Source organism: Bacillus sp. FSL K6-0972 (genome assembly GCF_037976035.1).
GTDB lineage: Bacteria > Bacillota > Bacilli > Bacillales > Bacillaceae > Bacillus > Bacillus haynesii.
The window spans coordinates 3,845,902-3,861,368 of record NZ_CP150260.1; the positions used below are offsets into that span (position 1 = coordinate 3,845,902).

The 15,467-nt window shown below is 46.2% G+C and carries 15 protein-coding genes; 8 read left to right on the plus strand and 7 right to left on the minus strand.

Going from position 1 to position 15,467, the window contains the following annotated elements; all coding sequences use genetic code 11:
- Positions 1-5: 5 nt before the first annotated feature.
- Positions 6-1,139 carry a zinc-dependent alcohol dehydrogenase gene (locus MKX80_RS19620; RefSeq protein WP_268343146.1) on the minus strand — a complete coding sequence of 378 codons (1,134 nt, stop codon included), beginning with the start codon at positions 1,137-1,139 and terminating at the stop codon, positions 6-8.
- A 141-nt stretch (positions 1,140-1,280) separates the two neighbouring features.
- Here MKX80_RS19620 and MKX80_RS19625 point away from each other — a divergent pair, with 141 nt between their 5' ends.
- Positions 1,281-1,418, plus strand: coding sequence for a hypothetical protein (locus tag MKX80_RS19625; RefSeq protein WP_023857161.1), 138 nt, complete (start codon positions 1,281-1,283; stop codon positions 1,416-1,418).
- A gap of 50 nt (positions 1,419-1,468) precedes the next feature.
- Here MKX80_RS19625 and MKX80_RS19630 read toward each other — a convergent pair whose 3' ends face one another.
- A complete protein-coding gene (locus MKX80_RS19630) occupies positions 1,469-2,842 on the minus strand; it encodes a sugar porter family MFS transporter (RefSeq protein WP_154999545.1) in 1,374 nt (457 codons plus the stop codon).
- A 298-nt stretch (positions 2,843-3,140) separates the two neighbouring features.
- Here MKX80_RS19630 and MKX80_RS19635 point away from each other — a divergent pair, with 298 nt between their 5' ends.
- Positions 3,141-4,097, plus strand: coding sequence for an LCP family protein (locus tag MKX80_RS19635; protein WP_003185816.1), 957 nt, complete (start codon positions 3,141-3,143; stop codon positions 4,095-4,097).
- A gap of 188 nt (positions 4,098-4,285) precedes the next feature.
- On the plus strand, positions 4,286-5,146 hold the full coding sequence (locus tag MKX80_RS19640; RefSeq protein WP_154999544.1) for a Cof-type HAD-IIB family hydrolase: 861 nt from the start codon (positions 4,286-4,288) through the stop codon (positions 5,144-5,146).
- Between the two features lie 49 nt (positions 5,147-5,195).
- Here MKX80_RS19640 and MKX80_RS19645 read toward each other — a convergent pair whose 3' ends face one another.
- From MKX80_RS19645 to pgsB, 5 genes are all read right to left on the minus strand, one after another.
- On the minus strand, positions 5,196-6,440 hold the full coding sequence (locus MKX80_RS19645) for a C40 family peptidase (RefSeq protein ID WP_216929848.1): 1,245 nt from the start codon (positions 6,438-6,440) through the stop codon (positions 5,196-5,198).
- A 456-nt stretch (positions 6,441-6,896) separates the two neighbouring features.
- Positions 6,897-7,064 carry a hypothetical protein gene (locus tag MKX80_RS19650; RefSeq protein WP_003185826.1) on the minus strand — a complete coding sequence of 56 codons (168 nt, stop codon included), beginning with the start codon at positions 7,062-7,064 and terminating at the stop codon, positions 6,897-6,899.
- Positions 7,061-8,230: a CapA family protein gene (locus MKX80_RS19655; RefSeq protein ID WP_154999542.1), complete on the minus strand. Its 1,170-nt coding sequence runs from the start codon at positions 8,228-8,230 to the stop codon at positions 7,061-7,063. The genes MKX80_RS19650 and MKX80_RS19655 overlap by 4 nt, the downstream gene beginning before the upstream one ends.
- Positions 8,231-8,249: 19 nt before the next feature.
- Positions 8,250-8,699 carry a poly-gamma-glutamate biosynthesis protein PgsC gene (gene pgsC / locus MKX80_RS19660; RefSeq protein ID WP_003185831.1) on the minus strand — a complete coding sequence of 150 codons (450 nt, stop codon included), beginning with the start codon at positions 8,697-8,699 and terminating at the stop codon, positions 8,250-8,252.
- 15 nt (positions 8,700-8,714) lie between these two features.
- Positions 8,715-9,896, minus strand: a complete 1,182-nt coding sequence (pgsB, locus tag MKX80_RS19665) for a poly-gamma-glutamate synthase PgsB (RefSeq protein WP_003185833.1) — start codon at positions 9,894-9,896, stop codon at positions 8,715-8,717.
- Between the two features lie 822 nt (positions 9,897-10,718).
- Between pgsB and MKX80_RS19670 the strand changes: the two genes are divergently transcribed.
- From MKX80_RS19670 to rbsC, 5 genes are read left to right on the plus strand one after another with little or no spacing between them, the layout of a single operon-like run.
- Positions 10,719-11,699 carry a LacI family DNA-binding transcriptional regulator gene (locus MKX80_RS19670; RefSeq protein WP_154999541.1) on the plus strand — a complete coding sequence of 327 codons (981 nt, stop codon included), beginning with the start codon at positions 10,719-10,721 and terminating at the stop codon, positions 11,697-11,699.
- A gap of 2 nt (positions 11,700-11,701) precedes the next feature.
- Entirely contained in the window at positions 11,702-12,583 is an 882-nt protein-coding gene (gene rbsK / locus MKX80_RS19675; protein ID WP_268293687.1) for a ribokinase, read from the plus strand.
- Complete coding sequence (gene rbsD / locus MKX80_RS19680) at positions 12,580-12,975, plus strand: D-ribose pyranase (protein ID WP_154999539.1); 396 nt, start codon at positions 12,580-12,582, stop codon at positions 12,973-12,975. The genes rbsK and rbsD overlap by 4 nt, the downstream gene beginning before the upstream one ends.
- A gap of 37 nt (positions 12,976-13,012) precedes the next feature.
- Entirely contained in the window at positions 13,013-14,494 is a 1,482-nt protein-coding gene (locus MKX80_RS19685) for a sugar ABC transporter ATP-binding protein (protein ID WP_268315668.1), read from the plus strand.
- 1 nt (position 14,495) lies between these two features.
- Positions 14,496-15,458 carry a ribose ABC transporter permease RbsC gene (gene rbsC / locus MKX80_RS19690; RefSeq protein WP_268315667.1) on the plus strand — a complete coding sequence of 321 codons (963 nt, stop codon included), beginning with the start codon at positions 14,496-14,498 and terminating at the stop codon, positions 15,456-15,458.
- Positions 15,459-15,467: the final 9 nt, after the last annotated feature.

Here is a 15,467-nt window from a genome sequence, read left to right on the forward strand (position 1 = left end):
CATCGCTATGGCTTCAAAATCACTTTAATGCAATCATCTTCATGGCCGTTGAACAAATGATAAGCGCGGCCGGCTTCTTCAAGGGGAAGCTGGTGTGTAATGATTTCCTTCGGATCAAATTGATTCTCTTCGATCTTCTTGTAAATCTCAGGCATCAAATGAATGACCGGGGCCTGCCCCATTTTCAGCGTAACATTTCTAACAAAGAACGCGCCGAGCGGAAACATATTATAATTGCTTCCATACACCCCCGTAATCTGTACGGTTCCGCACTTTCTGACCGCCTTTGTAGAAATTTGAATCGGTCCGAGCGTGCCGCCCTGAAGCTTCAGTTTTTGCTCCAGGTACTCAAGCGGAGATTTTTTGCCGTCCATTCCCACGCAGTCGATCACGACATCCGCCCCGCCTTTTGTAATCTCCTTTAAATGCTCGCCCATATCTGGATATTTTGTAAAGTCAAATACTTCGACGCGGTTTAAAGCTTCAGCCTGTCTTAAGCGGTAGTCCAAGTAGTCTACTGCAATGACCCGCTTCGCCCCTTCCATCCAGGCAAACTTCTGCGCCATTAATCCGACCGGTCCGCAGCCGAGAACAATGACGGTGTCCCCCTTTTTGACGCCAGCGTGAAGCACGCTCCAATACGCGGTGGGCAGGACATCTGATAAAAACAGGAGCGACTCGTCCTCCATCTCGCATGATTCAGGGATGACAAACGGCGTGAAGTTGCCAAACGGCACTTTTAAATATTCAGCCTGTCCGCCAGGGTGGTTTCCGAACTTTTCCGAGTAACCGAAGTATCCGCCTGAATCATAATGGGGATTGGCATTGTCGCACTGGCTTTCCAGCTTGTTTTCGCAATAAAAGCAATGTCCGCAGGCAACGGTAAACGGGATGACGACCCGGTCTCCTTTTTTCACCTTTGTTACTTCAGGTCCGGTTTCTTCTACAATTCCCATCGGTTCATGGCCGAGCTGGAAGCCTTTTGGAAGCGGAAAATTCCCTTGATAAAGATGGAGGTCTGACCCGCAAATCGCCGTAGAAGTAATTCTGACAACGATATCATCGCTTTTTTCAATTTTGGCATCCTCCACCTTGCTGACTTCAACATGCTGAGGTCCTTGAAACGTTACAGCTTTCAAATCGTCACACTCCCATTATTGTTCAGTTAACTTTAGTGTGAGATAAACCCCGGTTCTTATTCAGTTTTTTAAACAAACGTTTCATTAACCGTCATGTAGAGCGGCCATGATTCATACATAGAAGGAAACGGAGGTGTTGAGATGCTGCTGCAAATACTAGTCGGAGGGCTGGTTGTTTTCGTTATTTTCTTTCTCGTGTTTCGGGCGATCAGAACGGGTAATCTGCCGCGCCATGACGATTCGCAGCCAGAAGACGGAGAAAACAGAGATCAGCCATGATCGTCTGGCCTCCTCACAAAAAAAGGATGGGTCCATGCCCATCCTTTGGTCTATCGTTCAACCGGCTGTGTGTCGGTTTCTGTGATTCCGCCGTGCTTGTCCCGTAAATCCTGCTCGATCTCTTCAAGGCTTTTGCCTTTTGTTTCTGTTACTTTAAAGAAAACGAACAGGAAGGCTGCGATTCCGATGCCCGCATAGCACAGGAACAAGTAACTGATGCCCATCGCTTCCATGAGGACCGGAAAACTCAATGTCACAATTAAGTTCGCTGCATGAAGCATTAAAGTCGATACTCCGGTTCCTATCCCTCTGACATGAAGAGGGAACAGCTCAGGCAGCATCACCCAGACGATCGGCCCCCAGCTGACGGCAAATACGACGATGAACACACCTAAGCAGATGACAGTCGTCCATGCCGCACCAACGGTATTGCCAAAAAAGATATTGGTGAAAGAAAGCACGATCAAACTGATGACCATTCCGGCATTTCCAAACAATAAAAGCGGCTTCCGGCCAATCCTGTCAATAAAGCGGATCGCCACAAGCGTCATCAGGACATTGACCGTTCCGATGCCGACCGTCCCCAAAATGGCCGCCGAATCTTCAAATCCGACATTCGTAAACGTTTTTGGGGCATAGTAAATAATCGTGTTGGTTCCGATAAATTGCTGCAGAAATGCCAGTCCGACTCCTGCGATTAACGCCGGACGCACCCACGGTTCCAGCAGCTCTTTCAAGCCCCCCTGGTCCTGCTTTTCCGCTTCCTTAATTTCTTTAACTTCCTGATCGACCTGCTCTCCTCCCCTCATCTTGGACAAAACCCTTCTTGCTTTCTCTTCTTTTCCTTTTGTTAAGAGCCAGCGCGGGCTTTCCGGCATGAAAAAGATACCGATTAAAAGACCGATTGACGGAATAAGAGCCAAGCCCAGCATCCAGCGCCATGCCCCTGCATCACTAAATGCGTAGTTGATTAAATAAGAGAGCAGAATCCCGATCGTAATCATCAGCTGATTTAATGAAGAAAGCGCGCCCCGAGATTCCTTCGGCGCAAGCTCTGAAAGGTACAAGGGAACAATGGTCGTGGAACAGCCAACCGCAAGGCCGAGCACGATCCTGAAAACCACCATATATTCCGTGCTTGGTGCCAGGGCCGTTCCGAGCCCCCCGATGCAATACAGCACAGCCGCTGACATAATCGCCCTTCTTCTGCCGAAGCGGTCTGTCAGCCTGCCGGACAAACCCGATCCGAAAATCGCCCCGATTAAAATTGCGCTGACAACCAGCCCTTCTGTAAAGGCATTGAGCTCAAGCTCATCTTTCATAAACAAAATCGCCCCGGAAATGACGCCTGTATCATAACCGTAGAGCACACCGCCCAAGGCTCCAAAAAAATAAAGCCAGGCATTCGATCTTTTTCCTTTCATCAGTATATCCTCCTCCAAGGCTCGTCTTTTATAATCTTTAACCTTGTCTTGCTTTCTTCAAACCTCAAGAAACTCGGAGTACCATTAAAAGGAATTTAAAAATATGAAACATTTTATCTGTTTTATCGTCTTATTAAAGGCGGCAAAATGATCAGTTCCCGCGGAATTTCCAGAGAATCCCCATATGCAAAACAGCAAATATCTTGTAAAATCCAAGATTGGGAAACCATTTTTTTATCAAAATTTAGACTTATTCAACAATTGTACGTTTCAATATATATAAAAGAGGAGCTTATACATGCTACGATCGCAGCGAACGAAGAAAAAGAGACTAAGAAAATGGGTGAAATACTCATTGTTTTTCATTGCTTTAATCCTGACGGCGACAGCAGCCGCAGGCGGCTATGCGTACTACAAAGTGGCGAACGCCTCCAAAGATGCGCAAGTCACCCTTTCCAGAGGAGAACAGTCCGTCAAGCGGATTAAAGAGTTCAACCCTAAAAAAGATAACTTCTCCATCCTGTTGATGGGGATTGATGCCCGTCCCGGACAAAGCATGGACAAAGAACGAAGCGATGCGATGGTTCTTGCCACGTTCAACAGAAAAGACAAATCGGTGAAACTATTGAGCATCCCGCGGGATTCCTATGTTAACATCCCTGGACGCGGCTATGATAAAATCACGCATGCCCACTCATTAGGCGGGCGCGACCTCAGTACAGAAACCGTCGAAAACCTGCTCGACATTCCGGTTGATTACGTCATGGAAGCCAATTTTTCAGCTTTCAAGGAAGTAGTTGATGAACTCGGCGGTGTACCGATCACGATCAAAGAAGACTATATTGTCCGGCAGATTAAAAAGGATACGAAAGGCAAAGTCAACCTTCAAACAGGTGAGCAGACGCTGGGCGGAGAAGAAGCCCTCGCTTATGTAAGAACGAGAAAAGCCGATACGGACTTGAAGCGCGGCGAGCGCCAGATGGAAGTCATCAAATCGATTATCAACAAATCCAAATCGCTTACTTCCATTCCGGCTTACGATGATATCCTTGATACAGTCGGAAAGAACGTATCGATGAACTTGTCGCTGAATGATGCAATCGGACTGATCCCGTTTATGACGTCCATTCAAACGGTCGATACCCTTCAATTGAAAGGAAGCGATTATCAACCGGGCAAAGTCTACTATTTCCAGCTTGATCAGGAAAATCTCAACGAAATCAAGCAGGAATTAAAACAGCAGTTAGATGTATAATTTGAAAAAGGATGAATATCATTCATCCTTTTTCTATTTAATGAAACTCAAGATTTACTATTGAAAAAATCTAAATTTAGGTTTAGCCTTTTACATAACATGTCCTTTTAGGGAATACTGCCGAAGAGAGCTGTTTTTCACCTCCCGGAAAACAGCAAACTGCTCTTACAGGAGGTTATCTTTACATAATGAGGTTAATTGCGATCGATTTAGACGGGACTCTTTTAAATACCGAAAGCAAAATATCCGCAGAAAACCGGGCCGCTATCAAAAAGGCGCTCATCTCAGACTGCATCGTAACCATTTGCACGGGGCGGGCCACATTTGACGTAAAAGCGCTTCTGAACGATTTGGATATTCCGATTATTGCCGCAAACGGGGGAACGGTTCACGATTTCAACTATAAACTCCTAAGCAGAACGTTAATGGACAAGGAAGCCGGAAAAAAGGCCGCCCAATACTTAACAGATCATCAAATTTATTTTGAGGTTTATACGGACGATGCGCTGCTTTCTCCTGATGACGGAGAACGGAAGCTTGAAGCAGAGCTCGATATCGTCACAAGCGCCAACCCTGACGAAGACAGGGATACGCTTTGGCAGGGCGCACTGACTCAGTTTAAACAATTCGGCATCAAACCCGTGCCCGACATTCGCGAGATCTTTAACGGAGACGAACATATTTATAAGCTATTGTGCTTCTCATTTGATATGGAAAAGCTGAAAAAGGCAAAAGAAGACCTTTCCGCCTTTCCAAAACTGGGACTCACATCTTCCGGAAGACATATCATCGAGATTCTGCCTGATGAATCCGGCAAAGGCCGCGCTTTAAAAGAGCTGGCCCGCCACTATGGAATCGAGAAAAAAGACATCTACGCGATCGGCGACAGCCCGAACGACCTGTCAATGTTTGAGGAAGCCGGCCATCGGATTGCGATGGGCAATGCAATCGATGAGCTAAAGCATATCAGCACGTTTATCACGAAAAGCAATGACGAAAACGGCGTCGCTTACTTCATTAACAAACTGCTGGAAAATGAATATCAATAAATAAGAAAACCGCTCGAGTCCATCTTCGAGCGGTTTTCTGCTGTTTCTGCTACTCAATCCTGACGCTTCCGGCGTATTTATCTTTCCAATAGGCGCTCGTCTCCATATCTGCTGTCGTTACACCGGCAGACAAGGTGACAAGAACGACCTGGCCGTTTCCGATATAGATGGCGGGATTCAAAACAGTGGTTCCTTTAAAGAACACGATGTCTCCAGGCTCAAGCTCCTGTTTTGTAATTTTCTTACCTGTACTGTATTGTTTATCAGCATACCGGGGAAGCTCAACTCCTGCCGCCGTTTTATAAACATATTGGATAAACCCCGCCGTATCAAAGCCTTCTTTAGGCGATGTGCCGCCTTTTTGATAGCCGACTTCGCCGATATGCCTGATGGCTTCGGATACAATCGGATTTTTCGGCAGGGACATGTTGTCAAAACGTCTGACTCCAGTGAACTTCTTCTGCCAATAGGAAGCCGACAAATAAGAGATCGTCACTTTATTTGAACGGCTCGCATGGATAAACCGTCCGCCCCCGGCATAGATGGCGTTATGGGATATTCCCGGTTTGTACGTATTGCTGAAAAACAAAACATCACCCGGCCGGATATCTTCAAGCTTCACCTTTTGACCAATCGCCCATTGCTGTTCCGCCGACCTTGGCAAATAAACACCAAGCACCTCTCTGAAAACGTATTGGGTCAACCCTGAACAGTCAAATCCGAGATCCGGAGAGTTGCCTCCAAATACATAAGGAACACCGACATAGCTTTTTGCTTTTTGGACGACAGGGTCCATAGAAATCTCAGGCTCTTTTGTGATCCTTTTCGCTTTAAGATATCCAGAGCTCCAGTAAGAGCTGCCTTCAAGCTTTGTCACGACAACTCCGTTTGATTTTGTGCTGTGGATGATTTGATCATTTCCCAAATAGATGGCGACATGGGTCGGTCCGTCTGATTCCAGCTCGGCATTCTTGAAAAAGACAAGATCCCCCTTTTCGAGCTGCTGACGGCTGACAATGTTTCCAAGGGTCGATTGTTCCTTTACCGTTCTTGGAAGCGTAATATCGAGCGATTGAAACACGTATTGTACAAAGCCGGACGAATCAAACCCCGTTTTCGGCTTCTCTCCGCCGTAGCTGTATTTCGCACCCTCAAGCTGTCTGGCGGTTTCTGCTATTTTCTCGCCGATCGTATCGGCGTGTACGTCATTGTGATTCGTTAAAAATAAAGACATCCAAAACACCGCAATTCCACAAAACAAAATCAACTTTTTGTTTGCCGTTTTTTTTATCAATTGATCTGTTCCTCCTCTTCTTTCCTCTTTCATCGTCATTCAATTGGGATATTTAAAGGGCTTTTTTTTGCGTGTACAGCAGCGTCATAGCGAGAAGAAACGCGCAGCACAGCATGATCAGCTTTTTCACCTAAGCGCGGATTAAATAGATGAAGGGAAATGTTCTAAAGAGGTCATGAACATGAGGTGCAGTTCCCATCCCGAATTGGTAAGGTGATGCATTTTTAAATCTTGCTTCAGTCGAAATTTGTCAGTTTTTATTCCCTTCAAAAGAATACAATAAACATGAACCCCAAAACCATGTATATATCCTCCTGATTTTCTATAAAACTTTATACACTGAACGGTTAAGAAAATTGTCGTGTTTCCTTTTCAAACCGGCCGCTTTTCACAGGTCTTTTATAACCGGAATCAGCACACAAAAAGAGAGTGCTGGCGGCACTCTCTTTTGCACTGTTATTGCTTGTTTTCTGTTGTTTGATCCTGCTGATTCACTTTTTGGATTTCCGTTGAGATTTTAGCTTTTTCATCGTTTGACAATTCATCAGAATACTTGAAAGCAGACATAAATGCAATGATCAAAACTAAACCTACGAACGGCCAAATGGCTCTGACAAATTTCATTTGTTCACCACTCCGTTTTTGTTATTTTTCAGTTTGTCCGCATGATCGACTTCAAACGTCAATTTTCCGTTCTCTTCTTTCCAGTCGAGGTTTGTTCCTTTTGTCAATTGGCGGAAGATCGCTTTTCGTTTTAAGAAATCGCTTTTGCCTAAAGGCGTCGGCGTTGCTTCACGAATGTTGAGAGGCGTTACCTCAAAGCGCCCTTTGCCGTCATTCATTAAATGGTATTGTACAAGCGCGCTGTCACGTGTTCTTGACCAGCCCTGATCAAACACAAAGTTACCGAGGCTGTAGAAAATCACAGTACCGTTATACACTTCGATCGGTTCGAGAACATGGGGATGAGCGCCGATGATGACATCTGCTCCGGCATCTGCAATCGCCTTGGCCAGATCCTTCTGTCTGTCGTTCGGTTCATTGTCATATTCTTGTCCCCAGTGCACATGAACAAGGACAAGATCCGCTTTTTTGGATGCTTCCGCGATCATTGGAATAAAGATTTTCGGGCTGAGCGGCAGCACTCCGCCTCTGTTCTTTTTGGCTGTAAAGTTCTTCGTGTAGACGTCTGTAAAACCGAGCGTTGCGATTTTTACACCGTTCACATCCTGATAGGATACGTGCTGTTTCGCGTCTTCGAGATTATTGCCTGCTCCGACAAGCTCCAAGTCCTCATTTGAGAATTTATTCAGCGTATCCTTCAAACCGTCTTCCCCGTAGTCCATCGCATGGTTGTTGGCAAAGTTCAGTACGCTGAAGTTCAGCTTTTTCAATGTTTCGACTGATTCTTGATTCGTTTGCAGATGGATGTTCTTTTCTGCCTCTTGATAGTCCTTTACATTGGTTACAGGGTTTTCAAAGTTTCCTGTGATAAAATCTGACACATTAAAGTACGGCTTCACATTTTTGAAGACACTTTCCGAACCGTGTAAGTTTGTCACTTTTTCTACGTTTCTTCCCATCATGATATCGCCCATAAAGGTAGCTGTGAGCTTGGCATCTTCTTTTTTGCCCATTTGCGAAGGAGTTTTGGCGCTTCCGACCCAAGTGAAGACAAACATTAAACAGAAAATAGCGGGCAATACGATAAAGACGTGCTTATTTGTTTTCTTTTTCTCCTGCTTCGTCAGCTTCAGCAGTTTTTCCTGAAAGTTCAGTTGTTTTTTCATCGATTTGACACACCTAACTTTAGATTAGATAGTAAGCATACATAATGACGAATGTTGCTCCGCTTAATAAAAGCGTACTTCCAAGCGTAATCGTTAATCCCTGTCTTTGAATGGTATTCGCGATTAGCCCAGGCACGATGATTCCGATTCCCCTGAATTCGGCAATCTCAAACGGCATCACCGGATATATAAAATCAAAACCGATTTTCAACAGAATTCCCGTAATCAGCATCGCTGCGAATTTTCTGCGTCCGTATAGAATCATAATTTTTGAAAGTCCGAATTTCACGATGACGTACGTCAGCAAACTGACAAAAAGAACGAGCAACATAAAAATCGGCTGATTGAACACAAGTCCCAAATAACCCGGTACGACAAGTCCGGCTGGTACAATTCCCGTTTTCTCTGCAAAAATCAAACTGAGTAAGACTCCTAAAATGAGGGCGATATATAAATCTGATCCAAACATTGTGTTTTCTTCCTCCTAGCTAACGAGCTGCTTAATCTTGTAATCTTGTATTTTTTCAATGAGAGGCTCCGCTGCTCCGTGGATATTTCCGACTCCGTAAATGACGCGGCCCTCAAGCTTATTTTTCAGCATGAACATGATTTCTTCCGTTGATTTGTGCTCAAAATCAAACAGCTTGTCCGCAGGAATTTTGCCTGCTTCATATGCTTTGACGATCGGCTCTGTTGTTTCTCCAATCAGCACAAGTTCACTTGCTTCAATATAAGGAAGGACATCTTCCGCAAACTGCTGTGTTCTGTCTACCCTGTCGGCGCGGCAGTTCATAATGACGATCGGCTGATCCGTAGGATAGCCTATTTCTTTTACACGCTTCCATATATTTAAAGTGGAAGCTGCGTCATTAGCCGCAAAACCGTTGACGAAATGTCCGGGATTTTTGGCGTTCATCAGCGGCAGAATTCTCATGGCTCCCGGATCAGGCGGCGCATTCAGCATGCCTTTAAAGGCGGTTTCTTCGTCAATGCCCAACGCTTGAGCCACACCGAGCGCAAGAGACGCATTATCAGGGAATACCATGTATTCAAACTGTCTGAGGTATTCATCTGTTATTTTAGAATTGTCTGCGACGATGACTTTTGTGTTCCTTTCTTTTGCAATTTGCTTAAAGAAATCGGTATACTCACTATCAGTGATAACCAAATGTCCATTATAAGGAATGGTTGCTGTGAAAGCTTCTGCAATTTCATCTAAAGTCGGTCCCATCACATCCATGTGATCCTCCAGCACGTTCACGATCACACCGATATTAGCCTGAAGCAATTCTTCCTGAAAGATGATTTGGTAATCAGGGTTAACGGCCATGCACTCACTGACAATTGCATTGGCCCCTCTTTCCACCGTTTCTTTCATAACCTCCTTCTGCTCTCCGATATTCGGCCCTTGAGGCTTTCTTTTGATCGGCTTCTCTTCCGGTGTGTCCCAATAAATCATCCTTGCGTCTGTCCCGGTTGTTTTTCCTACTGTTTTGTAGCCTGCCTCGATTAATATCCCTGTTGTTAATCTTGTCACCGTGGACTTTCCGCGTATCCCGTTGATGTTCACTCGGACAGGCAGCGCATCGATGTTTTGCTGGTGGCGCCTTTTTTCATAAATGCCGATCCCAACAACGATCACACAGGCTAATAGCATTACCCACATTGTTTGTCTACATCTCCTTCTTGGAATCTGATATGTAAATTCATTCATCAGTATATAGGTTCACTATGAAATCACAATCGGCATTATGTAACAGAAGACGACGAAATTTTCCGTGACAAAGATCACCTCACCCGAGTCATTAATGCCTATCTTTTTGTTGATATTTTTGGAAATCGAAAGTTCTTAATTCCTATCAGTTTTTTGCCAGCGTTTTAAGTATGCGCTTTCAAAATTCGCCATTATGATTTTTGTACTTTTCTCCCTATTTCTGATGAAAGGTTGAAGGATGGATTCAGGATCTCTTTTTTCCCCCGTCTGGAATCCCCTATAAATGGGCTTTTAACCGGTATCTCTCCCTTCTTTTTGTATTTTCGCTCTTTTCCAACAGGTTAAAAAGTCACCAATGTTCCCTCTTCAAAACAAATACGTCCTATGACAATCAGACCACCTATCAAAAAATGAAAATCTCTTTTAGCATAAAGCGGGATTCATTGACAAATCCAATTTTTTTGTGAGCCGTTCGATTCACCTTATTTCTTCAGTTTTTAGGTTAAAATCCTAAGATTTAAAAAGCCATTAATTTTTTTCAACGATAATTCATCAAACTTTAACATTTTTAATTTTTCTTACTATTCTCATTGTTACTGTATCAGCCAATTTATGCCGAATGAAGGTTATTTTCTATTCAACACACTTGTATATGTCTCTATATCCCAACCCGGCTAAAAATTTCAGTGTCTGAGTCTTTTTTTATTGTGATTTTAAATGGATCATGATAATCTTTATGTAAACGGTTACACAAATAGAGAGGAGAAGTCTTTTTTGGCTACGATTAAAGACGTCGCACTTGCCGCAAAAGTATCTGTCGCTACGGTTTCCCGGGTATTAAATGAGACCGGATACGTCCATGAAGACACGAGGACACGCGTGTTAAAAGCGATGGAAGAACTGAATTACTACCCGAATGAAGTAGCCAGGTCTCTCTATAAAAGGGAGTCCAGACTGATCGGACTGCTGCTGCCGGATATCACAAACCCGTTCTTTCCTCAGCTTGCCCGCGGCGTTGAAGATGAGATTCACCGCCTCGGCTTTCGGCTCATCTTCGGAAACAGCGATGAAAATCTGGAAAAAGAACTTGATTATCTGCAGACGTTTAAACAAAATCATGTGGTCGGAGTCATTTCAGCGACCAATTATCCGGATGCACCAAATTATCAGGACTTGTCCATGCCGATCGTCTTCCTTGACCGGACGGGTGAAAATGCACCAGCTGTATTCGCGGACAGCCGTGAAGGCGGCAGAATCGCAGCGGCTGAAATGGTCAGGAGGAACGCGAAAAAGATTACGCTGATTAAAGGACCGGCCAACCTTCAGACTGCTAGAGACCGTTTCAACGGAGCGTTGGAGATGCTAAGCGGGGCCGATATCGATTTTCATGTCATGAAAACCGAGACATTTTCATTTCCGGAGGCCCAAAAACGGGCAGCGGAGCTGTTTGCCACCTATCCGGAAACAGACGGCGTGATCGCAAGCAATGACATTGTGGCGACAGCCGTTTTGCATGAAGCCTTAAAACGGAAGATCAAAGTTCCCGACGAATTGCAGATTATCGGCTTTGATGACATTCCGCAAAGCGAATTGCTTTTCCCCTCTTTATCAACGATCAGGCAGCCCGCCTATGAAATGGGAAAAGAAGCGGCAAAACTGTTGCTGAGATTAATGAAAAATGAATATATTGAACAATCGGCAGTGCAGATGCCGGTTGCCTTTATTGAAAGAGAAACGACAAGAAAGGCGGAATGACAATGAGTAAAATATGCGTGATAGGCAGTTCTTCGATGGATTTAGTCGTGACATCGCCCAAGCGGCCGGCCGCCGGAGAAACGGTGCTTGGCGAATCTTTTAAAACGGTTCCGGGCGGAAAGGGTGCCAACCAGGCGGTCGCGGCGGCCCGGCTTGGTGCAGAGGTCCATATGATCGGCTGCGTCGGCGATGACCATTACGGAAAAGCCATCCTCGACAATTTTCAAGCCAATGGTGTTTTGACAGACTATGTGGAACCGGTTACAGGTCAGGAAAGCGGCACCGCACATATCGTTCTCGCAGACGGCGACAACAGTATCATCGTCGTCAAAGGGGCAAATGACCATGTCACACCTGAATACGTTCAAAAGGCGCTGCCTGCAATTAAACAGGCTGATATCGTGATGATTCAGCAGGAAATTCCGGAAGAAACCGTCGATTATGTCAGCGGACTGTGCAGCTCGCTCGGCATTCCCCTCCTGCTGAATCCGGCACCAGCCCGTCCGATTCGCCCGGAAACGATCGAGAATGCGGCCTACATCACACCAAACGAGCATGAAGCTTCGGTACTGTTTCAGGGCATGTCCCGGGAGGAAGCGTTAAAGCGCTATCCGGAGAAGCTGTTCATCACAGAAGGGAAAAACGGGGTCCGCTATCACAATGGTCTGGAAGAAAGGGTCGTTCCTTCATTCCCCGTCAATGCGATTGATACGACGGGAGCCGGAGACACCTTCAATGCGGGATTGGCCGTTGCGCTTTCCGAAGGACAAAGCATCGAATCTGCCTTGCGCTTTGCAAACCGGGCGGCTTCCCTGTCGATTCTGAAATTCGGCGCACAAGGCGGCATGCCAAAACGGAATGAAGTGGAGCGTGAACTGTCATGAAAAAACACGGGATTTTAAACAGCCATATCGCAAAATTGCTGGCCGATCTCGGGCATACCGATACCATCGTCATCGCGGACGCCGGTCTGCCCGTTCCTCCCGGCGTCCCTAAAATCGATCTCGCACTGACATTAGGTACGCCCGGATTTCAAGAGGTCACAAAGCTTATCGCCGATGAAATGGCCGTCGAAAAAGTGACGGCAGCCGAAGAAATAGAAAGCGTCAATCCCGAACAGGCCGCATTTTTAAAAGCGGAATTTTCAAACCGGAAAATTGACTATATCCCGCACGAAGCATTCAAAAAGGCGACGAGCCATGCAAAAGCGGTCATTCGCACAGGGGAAGCAACACCTTATGCAAATTGCATCTTGCACGCGGGAGTGATCTTTTAGATGTTTACATTCTACATCTGGAAAGAAGGGATAGCCCATGCATATTAAAATGAAGGACATTTTTAAAGCTTTTGGCCAAAACCAGGTGCTGTCCGGCGTTTCTTTCGAACTTCAGGAAGGTGAAGTTCACGCTTTAATGGGAGAAAACGGCGCCGGAAAGTCGACACTCATGAATCTGTTGACAGGACTTCACAGGCTGGACAGCGGAACGATCGAGATCGACGGAAAAGAAACGTATTTTTCAGATCCAAAGGAAGCCGAACAGAACGGCATCGCCTTTATTCATCAGGAGCTGAACATTTGGCCTGAAATGACCGTTTTGGAAAATCTATTTATCGGCAGAGAGCTTTCTTCCAAACTTGGATTTTTAAATAACAAGAAAATGAAAGCGCTAGCAAAAGAACAACTTGAAAGACTCGGAGTCTCGATTTCTCTTGAAAAAGAAGCCGGAGACTGTTCCGTCGGCCAGCAGCAAATGATCGAAATCGCAAAAGCGCTCATGACAGACGCGAAAGTGATCATCATGGATGAACCGACGGCAGCGTTGACAGAAAGAGAAATTGAAAAACTGTTCGGCGTCATCAGATCATTAAAGAAAAACGGCGTCTCCATCGTCTATATATCCCACCGCATGGAAGAAATCTTCACGATTTGCGACCGGATCACGGTGATGCGCGACGGAAAAACGGTGGACACGAAACGGATTCCCGACACCGACTTTCATGAAGTGGTGAAAAAGATGGTCGGACGGGAGCTGACCGAACGCTATCCTGAAAGACAGCCAAATCCGGGACCCGTCGTCCTCGAAGTCAAGCATGCATCCAAAAAAGGAGTCTTCCAAAATATCAGCTTCACCGTCCGCTCCGGCGAAATCGTCGGGATTTCAGGACTGATGGGAGCCGGGCGCACCGAGCTGATGAGGGCGGTTTTCGGGCTCGATCCGCTTGACTCGGGAGACATTTTCATCGAAGGCAAAAAAGCGACGCTCAAAAAACCGAGTGATGCCGTTCAAAAGGGAATCGGCTTTATTACCGAGAACCGCAAGGATGAAGGACTTGTGCTCGACACGTCCATCAAGGAAAATATCGCCCTTCCGAATCTCGCCAGCTTTTCACCGAGAGGATGGATCGACAAAAAAAGCGAGCAGGAATTTGTCGACCTTCTGATCAAGCGGCTGACAATCAAAACGGAATCGCCGGAAACCCACGCGCGAAACCTTTCAGGAGGGAACCAGCAAAAAGTGGTTATCGCCAAATGGATCGGCATCGGTCCTAAAGTGCTGATTTTGGATGAGCCAACACGAGGCGTCGATGTCGGCGCGAAAAGGGAGATTTATCAGCTGATGAACGAGCTGACAGACCGCGGCGTCGCGATCGTCATGGTCTCTTCAGAGCTCCCCGAGATTCTCGGGATGAGCGACCGCGTCCTTGTGATCCATGAAGGAACGCTAAGCGGTGAACTATCAAGAAATGATGCCACGCAAGAACGAATTATGACACTCGCTACAGGAGGGCGGTAACATGAAAACTCAACCGGCTGTGAGAAAAAGCCTTAATGTCGATTCTGTAATGCAAAAGCTCGGTCCGTTTCTCGGCCTGATCATTCTCGTCGTCATCGTATCATTATTAAATCCGAGCTTTTTAGAACCGTTAAATATTTTAAACTTGTTAAGACAAGTCGCTATTAATGCGCTGATCGCGTTTGGCATGACCTTTGTCATTTTGACCGGCGGCATCGACCTTTCCGTCGGAGCGATTTTGGCGCTGTCGAGCGCATTGATCGCCGGAATGATCGCCGGCGGCATCGATCCTGTTTTCGCCGTCATCATCGGCTGCCTGATCGGAGCCCTGCTCGGCTTGGTCAACGGGCTGTTAATCACGAAAGGTAAAATGGCCCCGTTCATCGCAACGCTTGCCACAATGACGATTTTCCGCGGATTGACGATGGTTTACACAGACGGAAATCCGATTACAGGGCTCGGCAATCACTACGGCTTCCAGCTTTTCGGGCGCGGTTACTTTTTAGGCATCCCCGTCCCTGCGATTACAATGGCGGCCGCCTTTATCATCCTCTGGGTGATTCTTCACAAAACGCCTTTCGGCCGCCGCACGTATGCAATCGGCGGAAATGAAAAAGCGGCCCTGATCTCGGGCATTAAAGTTCCGCGCGTCAAAATGATGATTTATTCTCTTGGCGGCCTATTATCCGCGTTGGCTGGAGCCATCTTGACGTCACGGCTTAACTCAGCCCAGCCGACGGCAGGCACTTCCTATGAACTCGACGCCATTGCCGCAGTCGTATTAGGCGGTACAAGCCTTGCCGGAGGAAGAGGACGAATTGCCGGCACACTCATCGGCGTCCTGATTATCGGAACGTTGAATAACGGCTTGAACCTGCTTGGCGTCTCTTCCTTTTTCCAAATGGTCGTCAAAGGTGTCGTCATTTTGATCGCAGTCCTGCTGGACCGCAAGAAATCCGCTTAAGGAGGGCTA

Bases quoted from the DNA above. Each gene is read 5' to 3' on its own strand.
- MKX80_RS19625 (WP_023857161.1), top strand. From the start codon at position 1,281: ATGCTGCTGCAAATACTAGTCGGAGGGCTGGTTGTTTTCGTTATTTTC.
- pgsC (WP_003185831.1), bottom strand. From the start codon at position 8,699: ATGTTTGGATCAGATTTATATATCGCCCTCATTTTAGGAGTCTTACTC.
- rbsK (WP_268293687.1), top strand. From the start codon at position 11,702: ATGAGTAAAATATGCGTGATAGGCAGTTCTTCGATGGATTTAGTCGTG.
- MKX80_RS19685 (WP_268315668.1), top strand. From the start codon at position 13,013: ATGCATATTAAAATGAAGGACATTTTTAAAGCTTTTGGCCAAAACCAG.
- MKX80_RS19630 (WP_154999545.1), bottom strand. From the start codon at position 2,842: ATGAAAGGAAAAAGATCGAATGCCTGGCTTTATTTTTTTGGAGCCTTG.
- MKX80_RS19640 (WP_154999544.1), top strand. From the start codon at position 4,286: ATGAGGTTAATTGCGATCGATTTAGACGGGACTCTTTTAAATACCGAA.
- MKX80_RS19635 (WP_003185816.1), top strand. From the start codon at position 3,141: ATGCTACGATCGCAGCGAACGAAGAAAAAGAGACTAAGAAAATGGGTG.
- MKX80_RS19650 (WP_003185826.1), bottom strand. From the start codon at position 7,064: ATGAAATTTGTCAGAGCCATTTGGCCGTTCGTAGGTTTAGTTTTGATC.
- pgsB (WP_003185833.1), bottom strand. From the start codon at position 9,896: ATGTGGGTAATGCTATTAGCCTGTGTGATCGTTGTTGGGATCGGCATT.
- rbsD (WP_154999539.1), top strand. From the start codon at position 12,580: ATGAAAAAACACGGGATTTTAAACAGCCATATCGCAAAATTGCTGGCC.
- MKX80_RS19655 (WP_154999542.1), bottom strand. From the start codon at position 8,230: ATGAAAAAACAACTGAACTTTCAGGAAAAACTGCTGAAGCTGACGAAG.
- rbsC (WP_268315667.1), top strand. From the start codon at position 14,496: ATGAAAACTCAACCGGCTGTGAGAAAAAGCCTTAATGTCGATTCTGTA.